The organism is Pseudomonas sp. R37(2017) (genome assembly GCF_002113375.1).
Classification (GTDB): domain Bacteria; phylum Pseudomonadota; class Gammaproteobacteria; order Pseudomonadales; family Pseudomonadaceae; genus Aquipseudomonas.
In genome coordinates, this window is the sequence record NZ_NEHO01000004.1 from 347746 (window position 1) to 371833 (window position 24088).

At 60.1% G+C, this 24088-nt stretch carries 29 protein-coding genes, 1 tRNA gene and 1 pseudogene; 16 read left to right on the top strand and 15 right to left on the bottom strand.

From position 1 onward, the window contains the following. Positions 1-109: 109 nt before the first annotated feature. Positions 110-1336 carry an SAM-dependent methyltransferase gene (locus CAG47_RS09540; protein WP_085724632.1) on the top strand — a complete coding sequence of 409 codons (1227 nt, stop codon included), beginning with the start codon at positions 110-112 and terminating at the stop codon, positions 1334-1336. Here CAG47_RS09540 and CAG47_RS09545 read toward each other — a convergent pair. Continuing rightward, complete coding sequence (locus tag CAG47_RS09545) at positions 1326-2240, bottom strand: DMT family transporter (protein ID WP_085724633.1); 915 nt, start codon at positions 2238-2240, stop codon at positions 1326-1328. The two genes, CAG47_RS09540 and CAG47_RS09545, sit on opposite strands and share 11 nt — an antisense overlap. A 279-nt stretch (positions 2241-2519) precedes the next feature. Between CAG47_RS09545 and CAG47_RS09550 the strand changes: the two genes are divergently transcribed. The 3 genes from CAG47_RS09550 to CAG47_RS09560 all read left to right on the top strand — a co-directional run bounded on the left by CAG47_RS09550 (position 2520) and on the right by CAG47_RS09560 (position 3914). After that, positions 2520-3101 (top strand): DJ-1/PfpI family protein, encoded by a 582-nt coding sequence (locus CAG47_RS09550; RefSeq protein WP_085724634.1) that lies wholly within the window; start codon positions 2520-2522, stop codon positions 3099-3101. 14 nt (positions 3102-3115) lie between these two features. Further along, positions 3116-3421: a ribbon-helix-helix domain-containing protein gene (locus tag CAG47_RS09555; RefSeq protein ID WP_085724635.1), complete on the top strand. Its 306-nt coding sequence runs from the start codon at positions 3116-3118 to the stop codon at positions 3419-3421. A gap of 148 nt (positions 3422-3569) precedes the next feature. Next, positions 3570-3914, top strand: a complete 345-nt coding sequence (locus CAG47_RS09560; RefSeq protein ID WP_085724636.1) for a YegP family protein — start codon at positions 3570-3572, stop codon at positions 3912-3914. A gap of 108 nt (positions 3915-4022) precedes the next feature. Here CAG47_RS09560 and CAG47_RS09565 read toward each other — a convergent pair whose 3' ends face one another. Beyond that, entirely contained in the window at positions 4023-5042 is a 1020-nt protein-coding gene (locus CAG47_RS09565) for a DUF4917 family protein (protein WP_085724637.1), read from the bottom strand. 132 nt (positions 5043-5174) lie between these two features. On the opposite strand from CAG47_RS09565, the gene CAG47_RS09570 reads away from it, so the two are divergent. From CAG47_RS09570 to CAG47_RS09585, 4 genes are all read left to right on the top strand, one after another. Next, a complete protein-coding gene (locus CAG47_RS09570) occupies positions 5175-6083 on the top strand; it encodes a LysR family transcriptional regulator (protein WP_085724638.1) in 909 nt (302 codons plus the stop codon). Between the two features lie 236 nt (positions 6084-6319). Then, a complete protein-coding gene (locus CAG47_RS09575) occupies positions 6320-7513 on the top strand; it encodes a CaiB/BaiF CoA-transferase family protein (protein ID WP_085724639.1) in 1194 nt (397 codons plus the stop codon). Beyond that, positions 7510-8436: a hydroxymethylglutaryl-CoA lyase gene (locus CAG47_RS09580; protein WP_085724640.1), complete on the top strand. Its 927-nt coding sequence runs from the start codon at positions 7510-7512 to the stop codon at positions 8434-8436. Before CAG47_RS09575 ends, CAG47_RS09580 begins: the two co-directional genes overlap by 4 nt. Before the next feature lie 169 nt (positions 8437-8605). After that, on the top strand, positions 8606-9937 hold the full coding sequence (locus tag CAG47_RS09585; RefSeq protein WP_085724641.1) for an MFS transporter: 1332 nt from the start codon (positions 8606-8608) through the stop codon (positions 9935-9937). Positions 9938-10015: 78 nt separating this feature from the next. On the opposite strand, the gene CAG47_RS09590 is transcribed toward CAG47_RS09585, so the two are convergent. Next, positions 10016-10504 carry a DMT family transporter gene (locus tag CAG47_RS09590; protein WP_085724642.1) on the bottom strand — a complete coding sequence of 163 codons (489 nt, stop codon included), beginning with the start codon at positions 10502-10504 and terminating at the stop codon, positions 10016-10018. Positions 10505-10581: 77 nt separating this feature from the next. Between CAG47_RS09590 and CAG47_RS09595 the strand changes: the two genes are divergently transcribed. Then, positions 10582-11490: a LysR family transcriptional regulator gene (locus CAG47_RS09595; RefSeq protein ID WP_085724643.1), complete on the top strand. Its 909-nt coding sequence runs from the start codon at positions 10582-10584 to the stop codon at positions 11488-11490. Between the two features lie 21 nt (positions 11491-11511). Here CAG47_RS09595 and CAG47_RS09600 read toward each other — a convergent pair whose 3' ends face one another. Together CAG47_RS09600 and CAG47_RS09605 are read right to left on the bottom strand one after the other, a co-directional pair. After that, positions 11512-11796, bottom strand: coding sequence for a type II toxin-antitoxin system RelE/ParE family toxin (locus CAG47_RS09600; protein ID WP_085724644.1), 285 nt, complete (start codon positions 11794-11796; stop codon positions 11512-11514). Next, positions 11786-12025, bottom strand: a complete 240-nt coding sequence (locus tag CAG47_RS09605) for a CopG family ribbon-helix-helix protein (RefSeq protein WP_085724645.1) — start codon at positions 12023-12025, stop codon at positions 11786-11788. The genes CAG47_RS09600 and CAG47_RS09605 overlap by 11 nt, the downstream gene beginning before the upstream one ends. 153 nt (positions 12026-12178) lie before the next feature. Here CAG47_RS09605 and CAG47_RS09610 point away from each other — a divergent pair, with 153 nt between their 5' ends. From CAG47_RS09610 to CAG47_RS09625, 4 genes are all read left to right on the top strand, one after another. Then, on the top strand, positions 12179-12817 hold the full coding sequence (locus CAG47_RS09610) for a LysE family translocator (protein WP_085724646.1): 639 nt from the start codon (positions 12179-12181) through the stop codon (positions 12815-12817). 79 nt (positions 12818-12896) lie between these two features. Next, positions 12897-14243: a bifunctional diguanylate cyclase/phosphodiesterase gene (locus CAG47_RS09615; protein WP_085724647.1), complete on the top strand. Its 1347-nt coding sequence runs from the start codon at positions 12897-12899 to the stop codon at positions 14241-14243. 119 nt (positions 14244-14362) lie between these two features. Continuing rightward, positions 14363-14521 (top strand): general stress protein, encoded by a 159-nt coding sequence (locus CAG47_RS09620; protein ID WP_085724648.1) that lies wholly within the window; start codon positions 14363-14365, stop codon positions 14519-14521. A 72-nt stretch (positions 14522-14593) separates the two neighbouring features. Continuing rightward, positions 14594-15097: a DUF4142 domain-containing protein gene (locus CAG47_RS09625; RefSeq protein WP_085724649.1), complete on the top strand. Its 504-nt coding sequence runs from the start codon at positions 14594-14596 to the stop codon at positions 15095-15097. Positions 15098-15100: 3 nt separating this feature from the next. Here CAG47_RS09625 and CAG47_RS09630 read toward each other — a convergent pair. Then, positions 15101-15346, bottom strand: a pseudogene (locus tag CAG47_RS09630) (low affinity iron permease family protein); the annotation flags it as partial. A gap of 64 nt (positions 15347-15410) precedes the next feature. Here CAG47_RS09630 and tam point away from each other — a divergent pair. After that, a complete protein-coding gene (tam, locus tag CAG47_RS09635; RefSeq protein WP_085724650.1) occupies positions 15411-16181 on the top strand; it encodes a trans-aconitate 2-methyltransferase in 771 nt (256 codons plus the stop codon). A gap of 66 nt (positions 16182-16247) precedes the next feature. On the opposite strand, the gene CAG47_RS09640 is transcribed toward tam, so the two are convergent. The 8 genes from CAG47_RS09640 to CAG47_RS09675 form a co-directional block, all read right to left on the bottom strand. Next, positions 16248-16517, bottom strand: a complete 270-nt coding sequence (locus tag CAG47_RS09640; RefSeq protein WP_085724651.1) for a short-chain dehydrogenase — start codon at positions 16515-16517, stop codon at positions 16248-16250. A 450-nt stretch (positions 16518-16967) separates the two neighbouring features. Next, positions 16968-17375 carry a type II toxin-antitoxin system HicB family antitoxin gene (locus tag CAG47_RS09645; protein ID WP_085724652.1) on the bottom strand — a complete coding sequence of 136 codons (408 nt, stop codon included), beginning with the start codon at positions 17373-17375 and terminating at the stop codon, positions 16968-16970. A gap of 37 nt (positions 17376-17412) precedes the next feature. Further along, entirely contained in the window at positions 17413-17592 is a 180-nt protein-coding gene (locus tag CAG47_RS09650) for a type II toxin-antitoxin system HicA family toxin (RefSeq protein ID WP_077184214.1), read from the bottom strand. Positions 17593-17886: 294 nt separating this feature from the next. Further along, a tRNA-Gly gene (locus CAG47_RS09655) sits at positions 17887-17960 on the bottom strand. A 181-nt stretch (positions 17961-18141) separates the two neighbouring features. Continuing rightward, entirely contained in the window at positions 18142-19029 is an 888-nt protein-coding gene (locus CAG47_RS09660; RefSeq protein ID WP_085724653.1) for an alpha/beta fold hydrolase, read from the bottom strand. A gap of 311 nt (positions 19030-19340) precedes the next feature. After that, on the bottom strand, positions 19341-20033 hold the full coding sequence (locus tag CAG47_RS09665) for a 16S rRNA pseudouridine(516) synthase (protein ID WP_085724654.1): 693 nt from the start codon (positions 20031-20033) through the stop codon (positions 19341-19343). A gap of 34 nt (positions 20034-20067) precedes the next feature. Beyond that, entirely contained in the window at positions 20068-20286 is a 219-nt protein-coding gene (locus CAG47_RS09670; protein WP_085724655.1) for a cysteine-rich CWC family protein, read from the bottom strand. Then, the gene (locus tag CAG47_RS09675) at positions 20273-21766 is read right to left on the bottom strand and encodes a sensor domain-containing diguanylate cyclase (RefSeq protein WP_085724656.1); all 1494 of its coding nucleotides are present in this window, start codon (positions 21764-21766) and stop codon (positions 20273-20275) included. Before CAG47_RS09675 ends, CAG47_RS09670 begins: the two co-directional genes overlap by 14 nt. 298 nt (positions 21767-22064) lie before the next feature. Here CAG47_RS09675 and CAG47_RS09680 point away from each other — a divergent pair, with 298 nt between their 5' ends. Both CAG47_RS09680 and CAG47_RS09685 read left to right on the top strand, forming a co-directional pair. After that, the gene (locus CAG47_RS09680; protein ID WP_085724738.1) at positions 22065-22325 is read left to right on the top strand and encodes a hypothetical protein; all 261 of its coding nucleotides are present in this window, start codon (positions 22065-22067) and stop codon (positions 22323-22325) included. 167 nt (positions 22326-22492) lie between these two features. Continuing rightward, positions 22493-22957: a hypothetical protein gene (locus CAG47_RS09685; RefSeq protein ID WP_085724657.1), complete on the top strand. Its 465-nt coding sequence runs from the start codon at positions 22493-22495 to the stop codon at positions 22955-22957. 3 nt (positions 22958-22960) lie between these two features. Here the strand turns inward: CAG47_RS09685 and CAG47_RS09690 are convergent, their stop codons facing one another. Next, positions 22961-24073 (bottom strand): enoyl-CoA hydratase/isomerase family protein, encoded by a 1113-nt coding sequence (locus tag CAG47_RS09690; RefSeq protein WP_085724658.1) that lies wholly within the window; start codon positions 24071-24073, stop codon positions 22961-22963. Positions 24074-24088 lie beyond the last annotated feature (15 nt).

Genomic DNA, 24088 nt, shown 5'->3' on the forward strand with positions numbered 1-24088 from the left:
CCTGGGCTGCGTGACTGGGACCTGCCACAAAATAACCCCGTGCCCAAAGTCCTCGTCCCCCTTAAAATACCGGCATTCTTCGATTTGCATCGCCTGAGGCCGCTTTTCCATGTCTGTCACCGTCACTCCCGCCAGCCTCGCGCCGGATCATCACGCCCAGTTCATCGACTTGCTGCAAACCAGCCTCGAGCACAATGCGTTCATTAAACTGGTGCTGGCCAAGTACGTGGGCGATGAAGCGGACCTGCAGCGGATCATCATCAAACCGGTGACGGTCAAGACGCAGCCTTGCCTGTCTTTCGTCTACCGCTACAAGACTCGCGATATCACCAGGAACCTGCCGCTGGCCGAAGGTGTGACCCGCATTGCCGAGTTGCTGCCCACATCGTTCAAGAATGCGCATTTGTTGTCGTTGACCGACGAGGCCCAGCTTGAATACAGCAAAAAGGGCAAGTCATCGCTGTTCAAGAGCAAACCTCAGCAATTGCGCGAAGTGCCATCGGCCGAGCACAACCGTGAGAAGAACCGTTTTCTTGACCTGGGCCGGCCGTTTCTCGCCGACCTGGGTGTGACCAACAAGCAGCATGAACTGATCCCGGCGATGTCGCGCAAGTGGAAGCAGATCAACAAGTTCATCGAAGTGTTCAGCCATGCGCTGACGTCGTCACCCCTGGCGCTGGACAAACCGGTACGTGTGGCGGATTTCGGATCGGGCAAGGGTTACCTGACCTTCGCCATCCACGATTACCTGCGCAATACATTGAAGGCCGAAGGCGAAGTGACCGGCGTCGAGCTGCGCGAAGACATGGTCAACCTGTGCAACGCCGCGGCGGCAAAGCTTGCGCATCCAGGGTTGGTGTTCAAGTGCGGTGACGTACGCAGCGTGGCGCCGAGCGAGCTGGATGTGATGATCGCCCTGCATGCCTGCGATATCGCCACCGACTATGCGATCCATACCGGTATTCGTTCCGGCGCGGCGATCATCATGTGCTCGCCGTGTTGCCACAAACAGATCCGCCTGCAAATCCAGAGCCCGGCGCTGCTCAAGCCGATGCTGCAATACGGCTTGCACCTGGGCCAGCAGGCCGAGATGGTCACCGACAGTTTGCGCGCGTTGTTCCTTGAGGCCTGCGGCTACGAGACCAAGGTGTTCGAGTTTATCTCACTGGACCACACCAACAAGAACAAGATGATCCTGGCGGTCAAGCGCGCCGAGCCGGTGGACCCGGCCCAACTGCTGGCGAAGATTCAGGAACTGAAGGATTTCTACCGCATCACCGAGCATTGCCTGGAAACGTTGTTGCGCGCTGACGGTTTCCTCGGCGCTAAGGCTTGAGCTGAACCCCCGCCGGTAGCGTGCCCGGTTGTGCCGGGCGCACCGCTGTCTTGCGCCCCAGCATCACCGTCACGATTACCCCGCCGGCAAACAGCCAGGTGATCGGCTCCACATGCTCCCCGAAGAACAATGCGGAAAAGGCGATGGTGAAGAAAATCTGCAGCAACTGGATCTGACTGACCCGGGCAATGCCGCCCATGGCCAGCCCGGCGTACCAGGCGAAAAAGCCGATGAACTGTGAAAACAGCGAGACATAACCGAAGGCCCACCAGGTCTTGGCGGAGATCTCGCCTTGATGTTGCAGCGCCAGATACGCCACCGGGCCGATCAGCAGCGGGGTAGACAGTACCAGTGCCCAGCAGATCACCTGCCAGCCGCCCATCTCCCTGGCCAGCCGACCTCCCTCGGCATACCCCAATCCGCCCACGGCAATGGCGCCAAGCATCAGCAAGTCACCGGCCTGAATGCTGCCGGCGCCGCTGATCAGTGCATAACCGAGCACCAGCGCGCTGCCCAACGCGGCGCAGGCCCAGAAGGCTTTCGACGGTCGTTCATGGGACAGCCACGCGGCGTACAACGCTACGCACAGCGGCTGCAAACCGTTGACCAACGCGCCATGGGATGCCGGCAAGGTTTGCATGGCCCATGCCGACAATACCGGGAAGCCGAGGATCACCCCGGCCATCACCAGCGTGAGGCCTTTTACCTGCTTCCAGGTCGGCCATTTTTCCCGGCGCCACAGCAACAGTAACGCCGCAGGAACCGCCGCAAACAATGCCCGGCCCAGGCCGTTCAGCAGGGGGTGGAGCTCCTGCACGACAATCCGGGTGAAGGGCAGGGTGAGGCTGAAGATCACAACGCCGAGCAGGCCCAGGGCCATGCCGGTGTTTTCGCGCGAGGACATGATGGCAACCAGAGTCGTGGAGGGTGGGGTAAGACTCCATATAGCCATAAACCATGGGCTGTCCGCTGTTACAGCTAGGCACAGACTTATCCGTACAGTTTGCGGGCCTCTTCGCGAGCGGGCTCGCTCCGACAGGAATTGTGTCGTCCTTGTGGGAGCGAGCCTGCTCGCGAAGAACGATAACGCGGTCCCTCAGGTAGTAGCCGGTTGTTACCCGCCCGGTCGGATAAGGACTACCTTGAATACTCCTGCACGCCCACTTCCAGAGGAGTCCTCCCCATGGCTGCGAAAAAGATCCTGATGCTGGTCGGTGACTATGTCGAAGACTATGAAGTGATGGTGCCATTCCAGGCGCTGCTGATGGTCGGCCATACGGTGCACGCCGTTTGTCCGGACAAGACCGCCGGCCAGACCGTGCGCACGGCGATCCATGACTTTGAAGGCGACCAGACCTACAGCGAAAAACCCGGTCACCTGTTTGCCCTCAACTTCGATTTCGCCAAGGTCGACGCCGCCGATTATGACGCTGTGCTGATTCCGGGCGGTCGTGCGCCGGAGTACCTGCGCCTGAACGAAAAAGTCCTGGAGTTGGTGCGTGCATTCGACAAGGCCGGCAAGCCGATCGCAGCCGTATGCCATGGTGCGCAGTTGCTGGCGGCCGCGGGTGTACTCGAGGGTCGTGAATGCAGCGCTTATCCTGCCTGCGCTCCGGAAGTACGACTGGCGGGCGGTACCTATATCGACATCCCGGTGACGGACGGCCATGTTCAGGGCAATCTGGCCACGGCGCCGGCCTGGCCTGCGCACCCGAGCTGGCTGGCCGGTTTCCTGGGATTGCTGGGTACCAAAATCACGCTGTAACGAGGGATATGCCCATGTGCGAGCTGTATGTCAAAGCCGACCCGATACTCTACGAGTCGCGCTCCCGCTCGCTGCGCATCTGCGGGGTGGTCACCACTGTGCGGCTGGAGAATCAGTTTTGGGACATCCTCAGCGAAATCGCCGAAGTCGACGGCATGACCACCAACCAGTTGATCGCCAAGCTGTATGAAGAGGTGATGGACTATCGCGGCGAGGTGGTCAATTTCGCTTCGTTCCTGCGGGTCAGTTGTACGCGCTACTTGAGTCAGCGGCGCACGCAGGCGCCGGAATTGTCAGTGGTTCGGGCTGCGGCGAAATAGCTGCAAGCGCATCGCCCCCTTCGCGAGCAGGCTCGCTCCCACTGTGGGAGCGAGCCTGCTCGCGAAGGGGGGCGGTACAGGCGACAGATGTCTCGGGCTGGTCTTTACTGTGAAGCGCGCAACCTCTCAATCGCCAAGGAGAATCAGCATGTCCGGATGGTATGAAGTGAGCAAAAGCATCAATGGCCAGTTCAGGTTTGTGCTGAAGGCGGCGAACGCCGAAACCATTCTGACCAGCGAGCTATACACCACCCACGCCGCCGCCGACAAAGGCATCGCCTCGGTCCAGGCCAACAGCCCGCTGGATGAGCGCTACGAGAAAAAAACCACCAAGGATGGCCACCCGTATTTCAACCTCAAGGCGGGCAATCACGAAATCATCGGCAGCAGCGAGACCTATTCCTCCGATGCCGCCATGGAGAAAGGCATTGCCAGTGTGAAGGCCAACGGCTCGACCAGGGTGGTCAAGGACAAGACATTGCCGGTGCTTTGATCGCTATCTTCAAATCCAATCCAGCCCCTTGTGGGAGCTAGCTCCCACAAGGGGCTGGATTCCAATGTGGGAGCGAGCCTGCTCGCGAAGGCGTCAGACCGGCCAGTACTAAACTTCGACTGGAACCGACAGCTTCGGGCCACCCAACGCATGGCTCCTGGAATCAAAAAAGCGCAACTCAACCCCCGTGCCCTCGAACACCTTCGCGTAATGCCGCTTCTGGTGCTGGATGAACGCCTTGCTGCGTGGATAGATCGAGATCGCCACCACCTGCGGTTTCGCCAGGCGCAAGGCGTGGATGATGTGGCTGTCCTGCTCCCCCAATGCATGGCCGAAGATGCACAGCGCCTGGTCGTGACCGAGTAATTGCGCGTAGCAGAACGACAGGTAGTCGGAGCTGCGAATGGTCTTGAGCTTGTCCACGCTCGGCCCTTCGTTGACGAACAGCGGCACGTCGTCGAGGGTCTTGATCGTGTTGTTGATGGCGAAATTGCCCAGCAGCGTGCCCTCGGTCGACATCAACTTGCGCGCCGTGCCGTCCTGGTTGCGCACCAGGTGCAGACCGCCGTGCAGGTAGAGCAAACGGGTTATGTCGGTGGCCGTGTCGCTCAGGTCGAAAGCGGGTTCGGCGCCCTGGAACAGATCGGTAATCGCCTCGGGCCGGTGTTGCACGGCCCAGTGGTTGAGCAGGTCGTAATTGGTGGTGAATACCGTGCGATAGCTGGCCAGCTCCTGATTGATCGTCGCCAGCGTCGAAGGCACCACCAGCCGCCACGGGATATGCAGCGCATGTACGGAGTTGATCAGCGCTTCCTTGATCGCGTAGTAGCGATTGCGTGGTGCGGCAGAGCTCACAGCCAGGGCCTTGTTCACCCGGCTGGTGGTTTTCAGGGCGCTCAGTACCTGTTCGAAACTGCGGGTCTGCAGCGCATCGAATACGCTCAGTTCGGACGGGCTCAGGGGTTTTTCTTCAACGGCGCGGGCATTTTCGAACAGCGACTCATAGCCGAAATCGTCCCACACCGCGCGACTGGCGCCGTTGCCCACCAGCAATCCGCTGAACGAAGCGCTGCTGCGCAAGGCGTTCCAGTCTTCAAGTTGGGCATCGACATCCAGGAAATCGCTCATTGCGCTCTTCGTCTCACGGCAAAAGGTCTGTGGGCGGCGACTTTATCACGACCGGGTGCCCGGACCACGGCACGAGTCGGGCGAAGAACGCTATGCTGCGACTTTGCCCGAGCCGACTTCGCCGAGTACCCGATGCTGCAAAAAAGCCTGATTCGCCGTCTCGACCTGATCACTCTGCAACTGTTCGTCGCCGTCCATGAAGAAGGCACGCTGACCCGTGCGGCTTCGCGCGAAGCGATTGCCGTCTCGGCGGCGAGCAAGCGCTTGATGGAGCTGGAGGAGGCGCTGGGCATCAGCCTGTTCGTGCGCCAGGCCAAGGGCATGTCGCTGACGCCTGCCGGTGAAACCCTGCTGCACCATGCCCGGCAGATGCTGTTCAACGTCGAGAAAATGGGCCTGGAACTCGGCGAGCACAGCCACGGTGTGCGTGGCTATGTGCGGATGCTCGCCAACCTGTCGGCGATCATTCAGTTTTTGCCCGAGGACCTGCGGGATTTTTCCGAACGTCATCCGCAGGTCAAGACCGACCTCGAAGAGCGCCCCAGCGCCGGGGTGATCCAGGGTGTGCTCGACGGTGTGGCCGACCTCGGGATCTGTTCCATCGACAGTGACATCAAGGGCCTGCACAGCGTGCTGTATCGCCAGGACAAACTGGTGGTGCTGATGCCGCCGCATCATCCTTTGGCGAGCCGTGCAAGCGTGGCTTTCGCCGATACGCTACAGAGCGATTACGTAGGGCTGCATGCCGCCAGTTCGATCAACATGCGTACCCACGCCGCAGCCCGTGAGGCCGGCAAGGTGCTGCGGGTGCGTATTCATGTGCCAGGGTTCGACGCCATGTGCCGCATGGTCCAGGCCAATATGGGGATCGGCATTCTTCCGCAGCGCGCCTATGAGTTGTTTGGCCGGGCGCTGGGTTTGCACGCGGTGCCGTTGACGGACGAATGGTCCGATCGGGCGTTGATCCTGGTGGTGCGCGATGAGGCGTTGCTGTCGCCGGTGAGTCGGATGTTGTTTGAGCATTTGCGTGGGACAGCCTGATCGTTCTCGGTTGAATGGGCGGGCGTCATCGCGAGCTTGCTCGCTCCTACAGGGGATGTGTGATCGCCACGATTCCCCTGTGGGAGCGAGCCTGCTCGCGAAGGCGGCCCTGAGGTCACGACAATCTCCTGGAGCGTTCGCATTTCGCGAACGCCCGTTGCCAACTGAAGGTTGGATTCCCCAGCCCCCTGTCCTCTAGCCTTGGCTCATATTCCAAGAACAAGAGGTACCCCGCGATGACTGCCCCCTTGAGTGCGATCAAAGTGATCGAGATCGGCACGCTGATCGCCGCGCCGTTTGCGGCGCGCATGCTGGCCGAGTTCGGCGCCGAGGTGATCAAGATCGAAGCCATGGGCCAGGGCGATCCCCTGCGCAAATGGCGCAAGCTGCACGAAGGCACCTCGCTGTGGTGGTACCTGCAATCGCGCAACAAGAAGTCCCTGGCGCTGAACCTCAAATCCCCCGAAGGCATCGAGCTGGTCAAGCAACTGGCGAGCAGCGCCGATGTGCTTATCGAAAACCTGCGCCCCGGCGCCCTGGAGAAACTCGGCCTCGGCTGGGACGTATTGCACGCGCTCAATCCCAACCTGACGCTGGTGCGCATTTCCGGCTACGGCCAGACGGGCCCGTACCGCGATCGTCCGGGGTTCGGTGCCATAGGCGAAGCCATGGGCGGCATCCGCTACACCACAGGCACACCCGGTTCGCCACCGGCGCGGGTCGGCGTGAGCCTTGGCGACTCCCTGGCGTCGCTGCATGCGGTGATCGGTGCGCTGATGTCGCTGCTAAGGGTCAAGACCGGGCAAGGCGGTGGGCAGATCGTTGATGTGTCCCTGGCCGAAAGCGTGTTCAACGTCATGGAAAGCCTGGTGCCGGAATACGACATGCTTGGCCATGTGCGTGAACGCAGCGGCGGTGCCTTGCCAGGAATCGCGCCGTCCAACACCTACCTGACCGCCGACGGCGCCTACGTGGTGATTGCCGGCAACAGCGATCCGATCTACAAGCGTCTGATGCAAACCGTCGGCCGCGCCGACCTGGCCGAGGCCCCGGAATTCGCCCACAACGACGGGCGTGCAGCCAAAAGCAATCTGCTCGACGCCGCCATTACCCACTGGACCAGCAGCCTGCCCATCGATGAGGTATTGGCCGCCCTGGAGGCCGCGGAAGTCCCGGCCGGGCGTATCTATTCGGTGGCCGACATCGTCGCCGATCCGCACTATCAGGCGCGGGACATGCTGCTCAATGCCGAACTGCCCGGTGGCGCCACGGTGAAGATGCCGGGCATCGTGCCGAAACTGTCCGAGACCCCTGGTGGTGTCAACTGGTCCGGCCCCGGCCTGGGCCAGCACACCGACGGCATCCTCGCGCAACTGGGCCTTACCGTTGCCGACATCGAGCGCCTGAAAGTCGAAGGAGTGGTGCAATGATCACCGATTATTCCGATCGCCTGATCGTGCAGGAAGTGTCCCCGCGCGACGGCTTGCAAATCGAGCCGACCTGGGTTGAAACCACTGACAAGATCGCCCTGATCGATCAACTGTCGCAGGCCGGATTCAGCCGCATCGAAGCCGGTTCGTTCGTGTCGCCCAAGGCCATTCCGGCGTTGCGCGATGGCGAGCTGGTGTTCAAGGGCATCGATCGCCGGCCGGGAGTGATCTACGTCGCGCTGATCCCCAACCTCAAGGGTGCGCAACGGGCGCTGGCCTGTCACGCCGATGAGCTGAACCTGGTGATGTCCGCCAGCCAGACCCACAATCTGGCGAACATGCGCATGGGGTGTGAGGATTCGTTGGCGGCGTTCGGCGAGATCGTGCAGTTTGTGGGCGACAGCCCTGTGCGACTCAACGGCAGCATCGCCACCACCTTCGGATGCCCGTTCGAGGGCAAGATCGATGAGGATCGGGTGCTGCAGATCGTCGAGGCCTATCAGGAACTCGGCATCCAGGGCGTTACCCTGGCCGACACCACGGGCATGGCCAACCCGCGCCAGGTCGATCGTCTTGTACGCCGGGTGCTGCAGCGGGTGTCCCCGGCGGACCTGACCCTGCACTTTCACAACACCCGCGGCCTTGGCCTGTGCAACGTGCTGGCCGCCTACGAGGCCGGAGCCCGGCGCTTCGACGCGGCCCTCGGCGGCCTCGGTGGTTGCCCGTTTGCACCGGGGGCGTCGGGCAACATCTGCACCGAGGACCTGGTCAACCTGTGCGATGAAGTCGGCATTCACACCGGCATCGATTTGCCGTTGTTACTGAGACTGTCCCGAGGACTGCCGGTGCTGTTGGGCCACGAAGTGCCGGGCCAACTGGCCAAGGCCGGGCGCAACTGCGATCTGCACCCGATCCCCACCTGAACCAACCCTCTGTAGGAGCAAGCACGCTCGCGATAGCGGTGAGGCAGTCGACATCAATGATGGATGTGACGCAGTCATCGCGAGCAGGCTCGCTCCTACAGTAAAAAGCACCTCAACCAGACAACAAAAACAATCGGACACCCACGGAAAGTCCGCCTGGAGAACCACAATGAGCCTTAATGCACTGGAGGCGAGCGCGAGCCCGTCTGTTAGCCACGACACCGAAAAAGCCCTGGTCAGCAAAGTCGCCTGGCGCCTGATGCCGCTGATCATGGTCTGCTACCTGTTCGCCTTTTTCGATCGCATCAACATCAGCTTCGCCAAGTTTCAACTGCAGGCCGACTTGAGCCTCAGCGACACCGCCTATGGCCTCGGTGCCGGGTTGTTCGTGGTCGGTTATGTGATTTTCGAAGTGCCGAGCAACATGATGCTGTACAAGGTCGGCGCCCGGCGCTGGATCGCCCGGATCATGATGTCCTGGGGCCTGGCCACGGCGGCCATGGTGTTCGTCAACAGCGAATGGCAGTTCTACGTACTGCGCTTCGTGATCGGTGCAATGGAGGCAGGCTTCGCCCCCGGCGTGCTGTATTACCTGACCCTGTGGTTCCCGCAGCACTATCGCGGGCGCATCACCTCGATGCTGTTCCTGGCGTCGGCGTTCGCCGGCCTGGTGGGCGCGCCGTTCTCCGGCCTGGTGCTGCAACACCTTGACGGCGTGTTGCAAATGCGTGGCTGGCACTGGCTGTTCCTGCTCGGTGGCGTGCCGTGCATTGGCCTCGGTTTGCTGGTGCTGACTTTACTCAAGGACCGCATCGAAGACGCCCATTGGCTGACGCCCTCGGAGAAGACCCTGCTGGCCAGCCGCATCGCCCAGCATGAGCCGCACAAGAGCGGTGGTTCGCTGCTCGCGGCACTGCGGATCCCGGGCTTCCTGACCTTGGGGCTGATCTATTTCCTGATCCAGGTGGCGTCCTACGGCCTGAATTTCTGGGCACCGCAGTTGATCCGCAGCTCCGGGACAGACAGTCCGGTGATGATCGGCTTGCTGACGGCCATTCCGTACATCTGCGGTGCCATCAGCATGGTGGTGATCGGACGCCTGTCCGATGCTTCCGGCGAGCGGCGCAAGTACGTCGCCGGACTGGTAGCGGTCGGTGCGGTCGGGTTCTTCTGCGCCGGAATCTTCGCCAGCCACACGACCTTCCTGATTGTCGCGTTGGGCCTGCTCGGCGCCGGGATCATCGCCTCCATCCCGAGCTTCTGGACCCTGCCGCCGAAACTCCTGGCCGGTGCCGGAGCGGGCGCGGCGGGCGGGATTGCGGTGATCAACACCCTGGGCCAGTTCGGCGGCATCGTCAGCCCGGTGATGGTCGGCCGGATCAAGGACCTCACCGGTAGCACCACGCCGGCGCTGTATGTCATTGGTGTCTGTGCGTTGATTGCGGTTGCGCTGTTGCTGTGGGGGCTGCCGCAGAAGCTGCGCACGCTCGACAAGGTTTAAAGGATCACCGCCTTCGGCAGCTCCTGTTCGGACCACGCATCCTCGCAGGACCTGCCGGAGACGGTGAGCTTTTAATGTTCAAGAAGTCGCTGTCAGCGCTTTTCCCGCAGAATCACTGAATTGAATCAACACCACCCCGGCCATCAACAGCAGCACCCCGAACACCTTGGGCAAGGTGACTTGCCGCTCCATCAAGCCAAACCAGCCGAAGTGATCCAGCAACAACGACGCCACCACTTGCCCCGCCAGCGCCAAGGCCATGAACCCCGCGGCTCCGAGCTTGGGTAGCAGCACCAATGCCAGGGAAATAAAACACACGCCAAAGGCGCCCCCGGCCCACATCCACAGCGGCGCCTTGCTGATGAATGCCAGTGACGGCAGGGGCAAGCGCATCGCAACGATGATCGGCAACAAGACCACAACACTCACCAGCAACGAGGCGAGTGTCGCCCACAACGGATGGCCCAACCCGCGTCCGAGATTGACGTTGATCGCGCTCTGAAACGGCACCACCGCCCCGGCAATCATCGCCAGCCCGATCAGGCCAGCCCACTGCAACGTACTCATGATCGATCTCCAACAGGTTTTGCTGGACTCTAGGGTATTCGTCGCGCAGATTTAAATTCGGTTTTGTTATCCAGAACATGCAGCAGATGAATGATCTTCGACGCATCGACCTCAACTTGCTGGTAATCCTCGACGCCTTGCTTGCCGAGCAACACGTGACTCGGGCGGCCGAGCGTCTGCACTTGAGCCAGCCAGCGGTCAGCCATGCGCTGGCGCGATTGCGCGATCTGCTTGGCGACCCACTGCTGGTGCGCGCCGGTGCCGGTCTTGTGCCCACTTCGCGAGCGCTGGAACTGGTGGCTCCGTTGGCTGAAGCCCTGGCCCAGGTGCAAGCGCTGCTGGCGCCGAACGCCTTCGATCCCGCGACCGCCCGGCGCACCTTCCGCCTGGCGATGTCCGACTATGGCGCCGCCATCATCCTGCCGGGACTGATCCGAACCTTGCGCCGCGAAGCGCCGGGCATCGACCTGCAAATCAGCCATGGCAGCCGCGAAAGCATGCTCGAAGGGGTGCTCAACGGTGACATTGATGTCGCCGCCGGTGTGTTCCCGGAAATGCCCAATGAGTTGCGCAGCACGCCGCTGTTCGAAGAGCACTACGCTTGCCTGGTGGACCGCAATAGCCTGCCCGCCGATGGTGTGCTCGACCTGCCCACCTACCTGGCACGACCTCACGTTCTGTTGGAGATGCGCGGCAGTGGCACCCCGGAAATCGAGCGGGCGCTGACGGCTTTGCGCGAGCGTCGCCGGGTGGCCATCAGCCTGCCGCACTGGAGCGTTGCACCGGAACTCATCAGCGGCACTGATCTGATCCTGACGGTGGCCTCGCGTGGGCTGCGCGATATTGATGAACAGTCGTTGATCGTCGTGCCGCCACCTTTTGATATTCCATCGTTCACCTTTGTGTTGGCGTGGCATAAACGGCGGGGTGGGGATCAGGCGTTGAACTGGCTGAGTCGCAGGATTGGGGAGGGGGGCGAACGCTAGAGGCCTTTGGTTAAATGGCCTTTACCAAGTGGAAGGAGGCAGGCGACGCGTATGAAAGATGCGCAGTACCTGAAGCCGACCCTGGCGAACCCGGTAGGGAATCAAATAGGGGCGATCAGGCATGACCCATTCCCGGGTACCGGGCAAACGTCCTTCGCGACCCGTCGCTGGAAATCGGGCAAGGTGATCGACACTGGCGAGAATTGCCAGGACAAAATCCGCTGCCGCTTTTGGATTCTCGATAGCAATGTACGCGGCTTCGTCATCCAGATTCTTTAATGCCGTACGCAACCACTCAACGCGCATTTGCCGTCCACTTGTCAGCAATTGCGTTCACTTCCTCTTGTGTCGCGAAGTCACCTTCATCGGCTTCTTTCAAGGCTTTCTGAATTTCCTCGATTTGCCACGCTTCACGGGCCAGGTATTCACGCAGCGCATCCACGGCCAGAAATGATTTGCTGCGGCCCGTTGCTTTCGAAAGACTTGCGAGGGTCTCGGCGATTTCGTCTGGTATGCGCAGGGACATAACTGACATGGTAGTCTCGATGTAGTGGTTTGTAATACAACATACTACACCGTCATCAGGGAGGCGGGACCAGTCCGTTCGTCTGTCGAGATGTTTCAGTCTACAGGCAATGACCTGATATAGACTGGCGACCATTAACCAAGCCGTTCAAAAGGAAATCCCATGACCCCATCGTTGCTAATGGCCGTGCTTGCCTCGGGTTTTATCTATGGCATCACCCCGGGACCGGGTGTGCTGGCGGTGTTCGGCATTGGCGCGGCCCACGGGCGGCGAGCCGGGGCGGGGTTTCTGTGCGGGCATTTGCTCGGCGATGTGGTGTGGTGCAGCACGGCGCTGGTCGCGATTGTCGGGGCGCGGGAGATCGGCAGTACCGCGTTCGACGTGCTCGGCGTGCTCAGCGGCCTGTACCTGTTCTGGCTCGGCTGGCGTGCGGTGCGCGCCCGGCGCGGCAATGGTGATGCGCCGCAGGGTCCGGCGCGGCAGCCGTTCTGGCACGGCATTGTGTTTGGCTTGACCAATCCCAAGGCCTATCCGGTGGCGGTGGCGACGTTCACGGCGCTGTTGGCGAGCCGTGCGGAACTGCTCAACTGGTCGATGCTGCCAGCGCTGATCGTTCTGAGCTTCGTCGGTGGATCGCTTGCCTACGCTATTCTCATCGGCATCGTCGGTGCGCGGCGAGTGCGCACCTTGTACCAGCGACATGAACTGGCAATAACCCGGCTGTGCGGGGTGATGTTCATCGGTTTTGCCATCAACGCGCTGGTCCATGCGTTGCCGGGGCTGATGCCGAACAAGGCTTGAATGTGATGGCAAGGATGCAACACCGAACGGGCAGGGATGATTGATGAGCGCTGCATTATCGGGGCACCCACGCTAAACCATGGAAAACCGGAATTCCGCGCCACTGGCGAGCTATATCGATCTGTTGCTGGATGCCGTTTGTGCGGTGGACAAGCAGGGCCGCTTCGTCTTTGTCAGTGCGGCATGCGAGCGTGTTTTCGGTTACAGCGCCGATGAGATGATCGGTCGGCCGATGATCGATATGGTGCATCCGGGCGATCGCCAGCGCACCCTCGACGCGGCCCGGGAAATCATGGGGGGCGAACCCAAGCTCAACTTCGAAAACCGCTACCTGCGCAAGGATGGTCGCGTGGTGCACATCCTCTGGTCGGCGCGCTGGTCCGAGGTCGACCAGTTGCGCATCGCCGTGGCCCGCGACATCACCGAGCGCAAGCAGGCCGAATCCCGACAGGCCGCGTTGTATGCGATTTCCGAAGCGGCTCACGCGGCGGAGGATCTGCTGGCGTTGTTCAAGCGCATCCACATGATCATCGGCGAATGGCTGCCGGCACTGAATTTTTCCGTGGCGCTGTACGACGAGCACTGCGCGCAGCTGAATTTTCCGTATCACGTCGATGACCACGAGCCACAGCCCGAACAGCCCGGAACCATGACCGGGCACCTGTGCGCCGAAGTGATCCGCACGGCGCAGCCAATCCTGTTGACCCCAGACCAGTGCACGCTTCCTGCCGGTTTCGAAATGCTGCAGACCGAGCACAACGCACCCTGTTGGCTGGGGGTGCCGCTGAACTCGCAAAACGGCACCATCGGCGCGTTGATCGTCAAAAGCATTCCGGGCGGCGAGCGCTACACGGAGCAAGACAAGGAACTGCTGCAATACGTCTGCGCCCAGGTCGCGACCGCCATCGAGCGCAAGCAATTGCATGCCCGCCTGCAACACATGGCCCAGTACGACCAGTTGACCCAGTTGCCCAACCGCGAGCTGCTGCGTGACCGGCTCAAAGCCTCACTGCAAGTGGCCCGGGAAGACGGCGGATACATGGCGCTGTTGTATGTCGACCTCGACCGCTTCAAGCAAGTCAACGACACCCACGGCCATGCGGTCGGCGACATGCTGCTGCAAGCAGTGGCCAACCGGCTCAAGGGCTGCGTGCGGGAAACCGACACAGTGGCCCGCATTGGCGGCGATGAATTCGTGGTGCTGCTGCACAGCATTCATGCGGCGGACGATACCGACATCGTGGTCGAGAAAGTGCGTCAGGTCCTGGCCCAGCCCCTGCGGCTGGATGGCCTCAACCTGAACATCCAGCCAAGTATCGGCGTCGCCCGATTTCCCGATCACGGCATCGAAGAGAAGCAGCTGTTCCGGCATGCCGACGAGGCGATGTACTGCGCCAAACGCGAGAATCACCTGCGACTGGTCTGAAAGTCCGGGCGCCGTTCGTCGTGCTGACCACGCATTTCTCTAAACCTTTTGGAACGCGCAAATTCAGATTCTATGCGGGCGCAAGCTCGCCGCGACTACCACCAATGAGGTAGAGAATCATGCCTAATTCAAGAAACTCGAACTCGGGAAACTTCGCCAACGATCGAACGAAGGCTTCTGAAGCTGGTCGCAAGGGTGGGAAAACCACCACCACGACCGTCGATAAAGACCCGGCGAAACCCGACATGGGCCGCAAGGGCGGTCAGAAATCCCACTAACGGATGCAGGTGGTTTTGATTGAGAGGCGGGGGCGAAAGCTCCCGTTTGAATTTGAAGAGGAGGGCGCGACCATGAACCGGATGGCCACCCGATTATGTAATGCCAGTATTGCCACATTACTGGGCCTGTTTGCCAGCGGCACCTTTGCCCAGTCCCCCGCCGAATTCATCGACGAGGCTTCGGCCCAAGGCATGGCCGACATCGAGGCCAGTCGCCTGGCGCACCAGAAATCCGAGTCCAGGGAAGTCAAGGACTACACCATTGTCGTCATCAATGACCGCACCACCGCCAACCAGCACCTGGCGAAAATCGCCAAACAACTGGATTTGCCTGTAGCCCCGCGGGAAGTGATTGTCGAAAAGGCCAAAGCCCTGATGCCACAAGTCATGGATGGGGCAACCTTCGATGAGGCTTACACGGCCAGTCAGGTGAAGACCACGCAGGAAACCATCGATCAATTGCAGCAAGTCGTTCAAACCACCGACGTGCCGCAGATCAAGGCGTTTGCCGAAGAAACCCTGCCAAAATTGCAAAATCATCTGCAAATGGCCAAGGCGTTGCAGGCCAGAAGCTGATCATCAGCAGTTATTCAGATTTTGCCGACCCTTTTCCTGGACGACGGTGCCGTCCAGGTCAATGGTCAGGCCTTCGCCAAGGCTGCGATAGTGCTTTCTCAGCTTTTCCAGTTCCTTGAGATCAAGGGCTTCAAGACCCAGCATGGCGTTCTGCGCCTCTTTCGTCACCCGTAACAACTCATCGACCTTCAGATGCAAAATGTCGGTGTCACGGTTCTGCGTGTTCTGGATCAGGAACACCATCAGGAACCTTTGGCCTTGCTCGCTGCGGTATCGTAGTGACCCGAGGACAACACACCGACAGGAGAACGCAATGACTTGGTCCGCCAAACAGTACGTCGCTTTCGAAGAAGAACGCACTCGTCCCGCCCGAGACCTGCTGGCGGCCATCCCCGCCGGGGATGTGCGTTCGGCCATCGATATCGGTTGCGGCCCCGGTAACTCCACCGAGTTGCTGGTCGAGCGTTTTGCCAACGCCACGGTCCGAGGGTTGGACAGTTCGAGCGACATGATCGACGCCGCGCGCAAGCGCCTGCCGCAGGTGCGGTTCGACATCGCCGCTATCGACACCTGGAACGATAACGGCCCGTTCGACCTGATATTCGCCAACGCGGTATTGCAGTGGCTGCCTGATCACGCAGCGTTGCTGCCTTCGCTGGTCAGCAAACTGGCACCGGGTGGCAGCCTCGCGATCCAGATGCCCGACAACCTCAATGAGCCTTCACACCGCTTGATGCGCGAAGTGGCCGCTGACGGTCCATGGGCAGGCAAACTGGCAGGCGCTGCCGGGCAGCGCACGGAAATGGGCAGTGCCAGCGGTTACTACTCGATCCTCAAAGCCTGTTGCAGCCGCGTCGATGTGTGGCGCACCACCTACCATCATCCGCTCACGGGCGGTGCCTCTGGCGTGGTGGAGTGGTTCAAGGGCAGCGGCTTGCGGCCGTTCCTCGATCCCTTGGACGAGGCGGAACGGGCGCAGTATCTGAAGCAGTATCAGGCGGCTGTAGAGCGGGCGTATCCGGCGTTGGCCGATGGTTCGGTGCTGTTGCCGTTCCCGCGACTGTTTATCGTTGCCACCCGCTGATGGGAAACAGGGACAGGACGTAATCTGTCCCTGTGTCATGCAATCGCCGATCCAGTGAGGCTTGCGTCAGGCCGGTTCTGCGTCCATGCGGCGAGCAATCACATCCAAAACATCACATCCGTCACGCAAGGGCACACAGCACAACAACGCAAAATCGCTGAGCACAACAGTGTCAGAACTCAGATCGCCACGCATCGCCAGGTTTTCAAGAAGCTGAGTTACGGCGCGAATTCTGTAGATGGCTGTGCTGAGCAGGGAGTGCAGGGGTTGGGTGGTGTTGACGTAGAGGGAGGGGAGGTCGTCGGCGTTGCTGGTTAAAGCCATGAATTCTTTCATGAGTGAGTACCAATTGTAGGTGGAAGACCTACCACTCAATCGTCGCCAAACAATAGGGTGGTAGCTGTACGCGGGTTGGCGAACCGGACAATGGTAAAACCGGCAGACCCGAAGGTCTCCCACGCACAGCTACCGAAAAAAGCAGCCAAGCGTGATCAAAAGTGCTCCGAGAAATGCTCGGAGCCTTCTGTACCGTTGTGACCGAGTCGCCAAACCCGATACGCCATTTTGGCGCGCTCGGACTATAGGTCTCATGACAAAGGCACAGCAATGCGCAAGTGTACGGACAATTCCCAGTGTCGTGTAGGACGTTGCTTTTTCTAGTGTTGATCTCCGTTGGACCTTTAAACGTGGGTCTTTGCACTGACTTCGACAGGCCCTTCATCAAATCTCGCCCATAAAAAAACCGGCCACTTGGGACCGGCTTGTTCATCTCAAAAAGCAATGTTTTTAGCCCTGTTGCAGCACCTTGAGTGCCGCCGAGGCCAGAAAACCCGAACGGCTTTTCTCTTCCGGGTGGTGCAGTACGTATTCATCAATCCGGTTGAGCAGGTAGCCAGGCAGCGTGATGTTCAGCTTCTGGGCCTTGCCCAGGTATTTGGTGACGTCGATGTCCACCAGTGCCCACGCACACCCCGCATATTTGGGGTTGGCTGCGTGCAAGGTCACTTTATTGGCAGGGGGAATCGGCGAACCGTCTTCGGCCAGAATCTCGAAGTGGCCCTCGATGGCTTCCCGCGCCATGGCCATCGCGTCATCCAGGTCTTCCCCAGCGGAAAAGCACCCTGGAATGTCAGGAACTTCCACGCCCCAGGCGTGTTTTTCGTCGCCCATTGAAATTGCAATTGGGTACAGCATGTTGATTGTCCTCCACGGACGTAGCGCATCGGGCTCCTCAGAGCAGCGCCTGTTGCAAAATACTGATGGCCGTTTTCTTGAGCAGATCTTTCTTCGGGTGGGGAACAGTCACCAGCCCCGGTTTGGTCGGATGCTTGAAGTGATGATGGCTGCCTCTGATTCGCACCAGATACCAGCCGTCCGCAACGAGTTGGCTTATCAAAAATCGGCTATTCACATCACCTCCTTGTGGTGTGCTTGTGGTTACTATACCTACTGAAATTTTGTTATCAACACTATACCTACCAAACCTTCCTGGGTTCGGTGGGAAAACGATAGGCTTCGAGTCTAGGAGGGGGCTGTGGCAAAGGCTTTGGGTAAGCCTGTCATTACCTGTTTTGTGTATTGCGAGGTTTTGCTGTGAACACGTGACACTCGAATTTCAGGCATAAAAAAACCGGCCATCAAGGCCGGTTTTTTCTGTCTCTGCATCCCCCGTCAAAACCATCCTGACGTGAGACCAAAATTCGAGTGGAGCGGGTGAAGGGAATCGAACCCTCGTTATCAGCTTGGGAAGCTGGAGTAATGCCATTATACGACACCCGCTCAGAGCGCTGACTTTGTACCAGATACGGCCGGCGATTTGAAGTTTTTCTTTGCGTGGGGCGGGTTTGACGCAGATGTAGCAGTAAAGCCTCGACCCCATGACGGTCGATCGCGGGCAAGCCTTGTACCTGCGCAATACGTTTGATTCAGCAGGGCAGGGCTTGCTCGCGATGACTCTTTTTCAGCTTGCCAATGCATGGTGGTCCTGGACGTATTGGTAACGCGGTCGGCTTTCGTATTGCGCAGGTTTCAGGAAATCCAACAGTGCGTTGCGGCTGTCCCGGCAGGCGGCTTTGTGTTCCATGTCGAGAAAGTGGCCGGCGGCCTGAATGGTACTGAAGGTGCTGTGTTGAACGTGGTTGGCGAACAACCTGGCGTCGTCGGCGGCGGTGTATTCGTCCCATTCGCCGTTGAGGAACAGCACGGGCACTTCGATTTTCTTCGCCGCGTGCATGAGGTAGCACTGGCGGTCGCTGTGCAGCACGTCGTTGATGTGGAAGTGCATCTGCCCGTACTCGTGTTCGGCCAGGGAGCTGACGTGGCGATAGTTGAAGCGCTTGAACAACGACGGCAGGTGTTTGCCGATGGTGTCGTTCACCAGGTGGCCGACCCGGTCGCGGTCGAGGTTGCCGAGGTGTTCGACGCCGCGTTCGAGGTAATCGAGCATGTGCGCGTTGATCACCGGGGAGAACGAGCTGATCACGGCTTTTTCGATGCGCCGTGGCCGTTGCGACAACGCCATCATGGTCGCCGCGCCACCCCAGGAAAACGACAGCACGTGTTCGGCGGCGAAGTGGTCGATCAGCTCAAGGATGATCTGCCCTTCGATTTCCTTGGTGAGCATTTTTTCGTGCAGGTTGTGGGCTTTTGACCGGCCCGCGTAGGGTTGGTCGTAGCAGACGACGTTGAACTGCGGATGGAGGTTTTTCACGGTTTGTGCAAACGACGCAGTCGTGGCCATTGAGCCGTTGACCAGAATAATGGTCTTTTCTGCGGCGTCTGCGCGATAGAACTCCGTGTAAACCCGATACTGACCCTGTATATCCAGCACAGCGATTTCTGGCCTCATGTCATAAGACTCCTGGCAAGCGTGTATGCGTGCAAAAGAGATTGCACGAGCTTTGTGACAGGTAGGCATACGCCTGGAAATTGAGAGGCCCATGTCGATCCATTGCAGTCCGGTCGACGGGTATTGTTATTGGCGGGCAGTCTGCCGGATGAGGCCGGAACCCAGGGTTCCTGCCGGCAAAAAGTTTCTTAGAAGTATGGGGTGACTCATCGGTCACATTTCGGCCGACGTCCTGATTCAAGCAGGGGTCACGTCATCGCGCAAGTGTCTTCGATAAATTGTTCGACAACTTCTGCTCGGTGGTCGCGTGCTTAGATCAATCCGATCTCTTCATCGGTCAGAGGGCGGTACTCGCCCGGTTTCAACGCCTCGTCGAGCACCAGCAGCCCCATGCGCTCGCGATGCAGGCGCATCACCTTGTTATTGAAGTGGCCGAACATGCGTTTGACCTGGTGATAGCGGCCCTCGACGATGCTCAGGCGTGCACACTTTGCCCCGAGCAGCTCCAGCCTGGCCGGTTGCGTGACGAGGTCTTCGAAGGCGAAGTACAGCCCTTCGCTGAACTTGATCGCGTATTCGGGGCCGATGGCCTGCTCGGTTTCGACGTAGTAGACCTTGGGCAGCTTGGTCTGCGGTTGGGTCAGGCGCCGCGACCAACTGCCGTCATTGGTGATCAGCATCAGGCCGGTGGTGTTGAAATCCAGGCGTCCGGCGATGTGCAGTTCGTCCTTGTCCGGCTCGTGGATCAAATCGAGTACGGTCGGGTGCTGCGGGTCTTTGGTGGCGCTGACGCAACCAGCGGGTTTGTGCAGCATGAAGTGGCGCAGGGGTTTGCCGACTTGCAGCACCTCGCTGTCGACTTCGACGCGGCTGAATTCGCGGACTTCGCTGTGCGGGTCGCAGACGACTTTTCCGTCAATCCGGACGCGCTTTTCCACCAGCAACAGGCGTACCTGCTTACGGTTGAAGCACGGCAGGTTGCTGAGGAAGCGGTCGACGCGCATGACTCAAGGATCAGTGAAGTAAGGGGCGCGCATCTTACTCGATCGATTCGGACGCTGCTTGCAACTGCGCCTCGACTTCGGCACAGCGTGGGCACAGGCACGAGGCGTTGCGCAGTTCAGCCGGCAGTGCCTGGAGCACGGCCGGGTCGATGCTGACGCCGTAGCACCAGCAGGCGCGGTCGGCTGTTCGAGGGTCGGCCAGGGTGCAGTCATTGGGGGCGCCGCAGGCAGGGCAGAGGTCAGGCTGGTTCATGGACGGAGTGGGGCATTTCCACGCAGGTTCGGTTACGGCCACTTTGCTTGGCCCGATACATTGCATGATCCGCCCGCGACAGCAAGCTGTGCAAGGTGTCGTCGGGCTGCAGGGTGGTCAAGCCAATGCTCACGGTCAGTCGCAAGGCTTTGTCGTTGTAGGCATAGTGCTGTTGTTCCACGTGCTGGCGAATTTTCTCGGCAATCATCAGACCGGTCTTGCCGTCGGTGTCCTTGAGCAACACGATGAACTCTTCTCCGCCCCAGCGGCAGACGATGTCGGAATGCCGCAGGCAGCTTTCCAGATCCCGGGCGAAACCGATCAGCACCTGGTCTCCGGCCAGGTGGCCGTAGGTGTCGTTCAGCGCCTTGAAGTGGTCCAGGTCCAGCAACAGCGCCGTCAGTGGCTTGGGCTCGCGCCGGGACTCCTGCATGGCCTGCGCGGCCAGCAGGTCGAAGCCACGACGGTTGGGCAGTTCGGTCAGGCTGTCGAGGGTGGCCTGGGCCTGGATCCTGTCCTGGAAGCGTTTGATCACCCGGTTGAGCAGCACCAGCACGATCAACGTGACCAGCAGGCAGATCAGCAGGTTGAGGTACAGCGACTGGCGGATTTCACCGAGGGCGCTGTCTTCGCGTTTGTCGACGAACAGGTACCAGTTCAGCTCGGGGATGAACCGCGCGTTGAGGAAATGTCCCTGGCCCTGCACGGAGTACTCATAACTGCCGCTGTGGGGTTTGGGCAGGCGGCTGACCAGGTCTTTCATGCTGTCGAGTTCGCCGAGTTTCTGCCCGATGCGCGCACCCTGCGGACCCCCTTCGGCGCCGGTGAGCACCAGGCGTCCGAAGCTGTCGACGAAATACACGCTGCGCTGATAACGCTGCTGGTATTTGTCGATCAGCTTGATCACGGCGTCGACGGTCAGGCCGACCCCGGCCGCGCCGATGAACCGGTCGTTGTAGTCGTAGACCTTGTAGTTGATGAAGAAGGTCAGGTTGTCCTTGTTGGCGAGGTCCGGGTCGACGTTGATCTCGTACGGATCCTTCATGTCGCGCACGCGAAAGTACCAGGCGTCGCGGGGTTCGGTGGCCTTGACCTGTTTGAGCACACCCTTGGCGTGGTAGTAGGTCAGGCTGGTGTTGGAGACGAAGAACGCGGTGTAGGCACCATAGTGGGTCATGACCTCGTTGAGGTAACGGGTCATCTTGTCGGAATCCTTTTCACCGTTGACCACCCAATCGCGCATGAAGGTGTCGCGGGCCATCATCGAGGAAATCAGGATCGGCCTGACCAGGTCTTTCTGGATTTCCGAGTAGACGGTGTCCGACGTCAGCGGCAGTTCGGTGTTGACGATGGTGTCGCGGATCGATGCCCGGGAGGCGTAGTAACTGAGAAAGGAGGTAGCGAGAAAGCCTGCGCCCAGCAATGCGACCAGCGTGAGGACCAACGAGCGTTGAGAATACAGCGGCGAGCGAAGCGGCATGGCAGTTCCATTGGCAATCATCCGATGGCAGGCATTGTAAGGGTACTGCGGGGAAATAACTGCTCCATGTACACCGCCAATGGCAGTGAATCTCGCCTGGGGCTTGTTTGGGAGTGAGCCTTTGTGGCGAGGGGCTCGCCTCCCCCCGTTGGGTCGCGAAGCGGTTGCACTGCATCGGAACCTGTCCGCCGCTGATCAGAAGGTGGAGGCAGTGTTGCACTTGGCAGCGATTTACCAGTCAAAACAGGTGTCAGCCGGTCTGTGCCGACTGCTGTCACAGGTCTTTACGGAGGCCGCCATGTTACGTCGATTGTTGTTTGGTTTAGTGCTCGGTCTCGGATTGTCTGGTTGCTACTACTACGACGGTCCTGCCGACGTCTACGGCGGATCTTATTACTACCCCGGCTACTACTCGCCCTATTACTACGGTTACTACGGGCCGCGTTATTACGGTGGTTATCGCAGCTATTACTACGGTGGGCATGGCTACTACCGTGGCCACGGGTATTACGGTGGTCACGGCTATCACGGTGGTGGCTATCACGGTGGCCACCGTTAATCAGCCGGTGAATGGATGAAAAACCTTTTATCGGGCAGATGTTTCTACTTGTTTCAGAGGCGCACCGGATTCTGAATTCGATGTCTGATATTTCGACAGTCACCGAACATTTGGCTGCCGCCTGCCAGCGTCGCTGGTGAGGTTTACCCGCGGTCCAGGAGGCCGCCATGCTCTGTCGAGAAAAGCTGCGCCGAACGCTTCTGCTTGCTGTGTCGGGATTGTCCCTGGGTGGGTGCGTGCCTTATTACGATGAAGGCGGCAGTTACTACAGTTCCGAAGTCTATACCTCGCCGGCGCCCACTCATTACGCCGGAGGGAGCTCCTACTACTCCAACGGTTACTACACGCCGGCGCCCCGGTACTACGTCCCACCAGCTCGGTATTACCAGCCGACACCGCGCTATTACTCTCAGCCGCGCATATATCAACCGTCACGCTATTACTCGCAGCCGCGCATGTATCAGCCGTCGCGCCATTACCAGTCGGCCCCTCGTTACTATCAGCCGTCGCGGGGCGACTACCGCATGCATCAGAACCATGGCTGGGACAGCCGTAACCGCGGGGGCTGGAACAACGACTATCGCGGTCACGACGGGCGTGGTTATCGCAGCGGGTGGGGCAAACACCGCTAGTTTTCAGTATCCGGACAGATCCGCCAGCGGATGTCGACCTTCCCACGCCTTGCGGAAATGTGCCTCTACTACGGCGCCGGGCACGTTGTTGATGTCCGGCCAGTGCCAGTGCGGCTTCTGGTCTTTGTCGATCAACCTGGCTCGTACGCCTTCGCTGAATTCCGGATGACGACAGCAGTTGAGGCTCAAGGTGTATTCCATCTGAAAGACTTCGGCCAGCGACAGATACCTGGCACGGATGATCTGCTCCCACACCAGATGGGCGGTCAGCGGCGAGCCTTCACTCAGGGTCCTGGCCGCGCGGCTCAGTAATAGATCGGTGTGATCGCGCAAGGCACTGATGGCTTTCCAGGCGCAACGCACGTCGCTGACGTCCAGCAATTCGTCGATCTGCTGGCGGCGTGGCAACCACTGGGCTTCGGGCATCTGCGCCGCGGCTTCCTGCTGCAAGGCCTTGAGCAGGCTATTGAGCTGCATGGGTGTCTGTTCCTGCCAGTTCAACTGCAGCAGTCCGTCGATCAATTCCGACTGCTGCTCATCGAGCAGGAAACGATCGGCCAGGCCCAGGTCGATGGCATCGCGGCCGTTCATGTGCGCACCGGTCAGGCCGAGGAACAACCCGAGCTTGCCGGGCAGACGCGCCAGAAACCAACTGCCGCCAACGTCCGGATACAGGCCGATGCTGATCTCCGGCATCGCCAGGCGGCTGCTCGGCGTGACGATACGAATGCCTGCGCCTTGCAACAACCCCATGCCACCGCCGAGCACATAGCCATGGCCCCAGCAGATCAGCGGTTTCGGGTAGGTGTGAAGTTTGAAGTCCAGGCGATATTCCGCTGCAAAAAACTGCGCAGCCAGTGGCGGCACTTCGCCCGGATGGGCGCGACAGGCCTCCACCAGGCTGCGCACTTCACCCCCGGCACAAAAGGCCTTGGCACCATTGCCGCGCAACAGGACGCAGACGATTTGCGGGTCCTTGGCCCAGGCTTCCATACGGTCGCGCAGGGCGTTGATCATCGGCAGGGACAGGGCGTTCAGGGATTTTTCGGCATCCAGGCTGGCGACGCCGATGCGGGCGCCGTCGGTGCCGGTGAGTTCTTCGAAGTGCAGATTCATCGTGACCTCGATCGG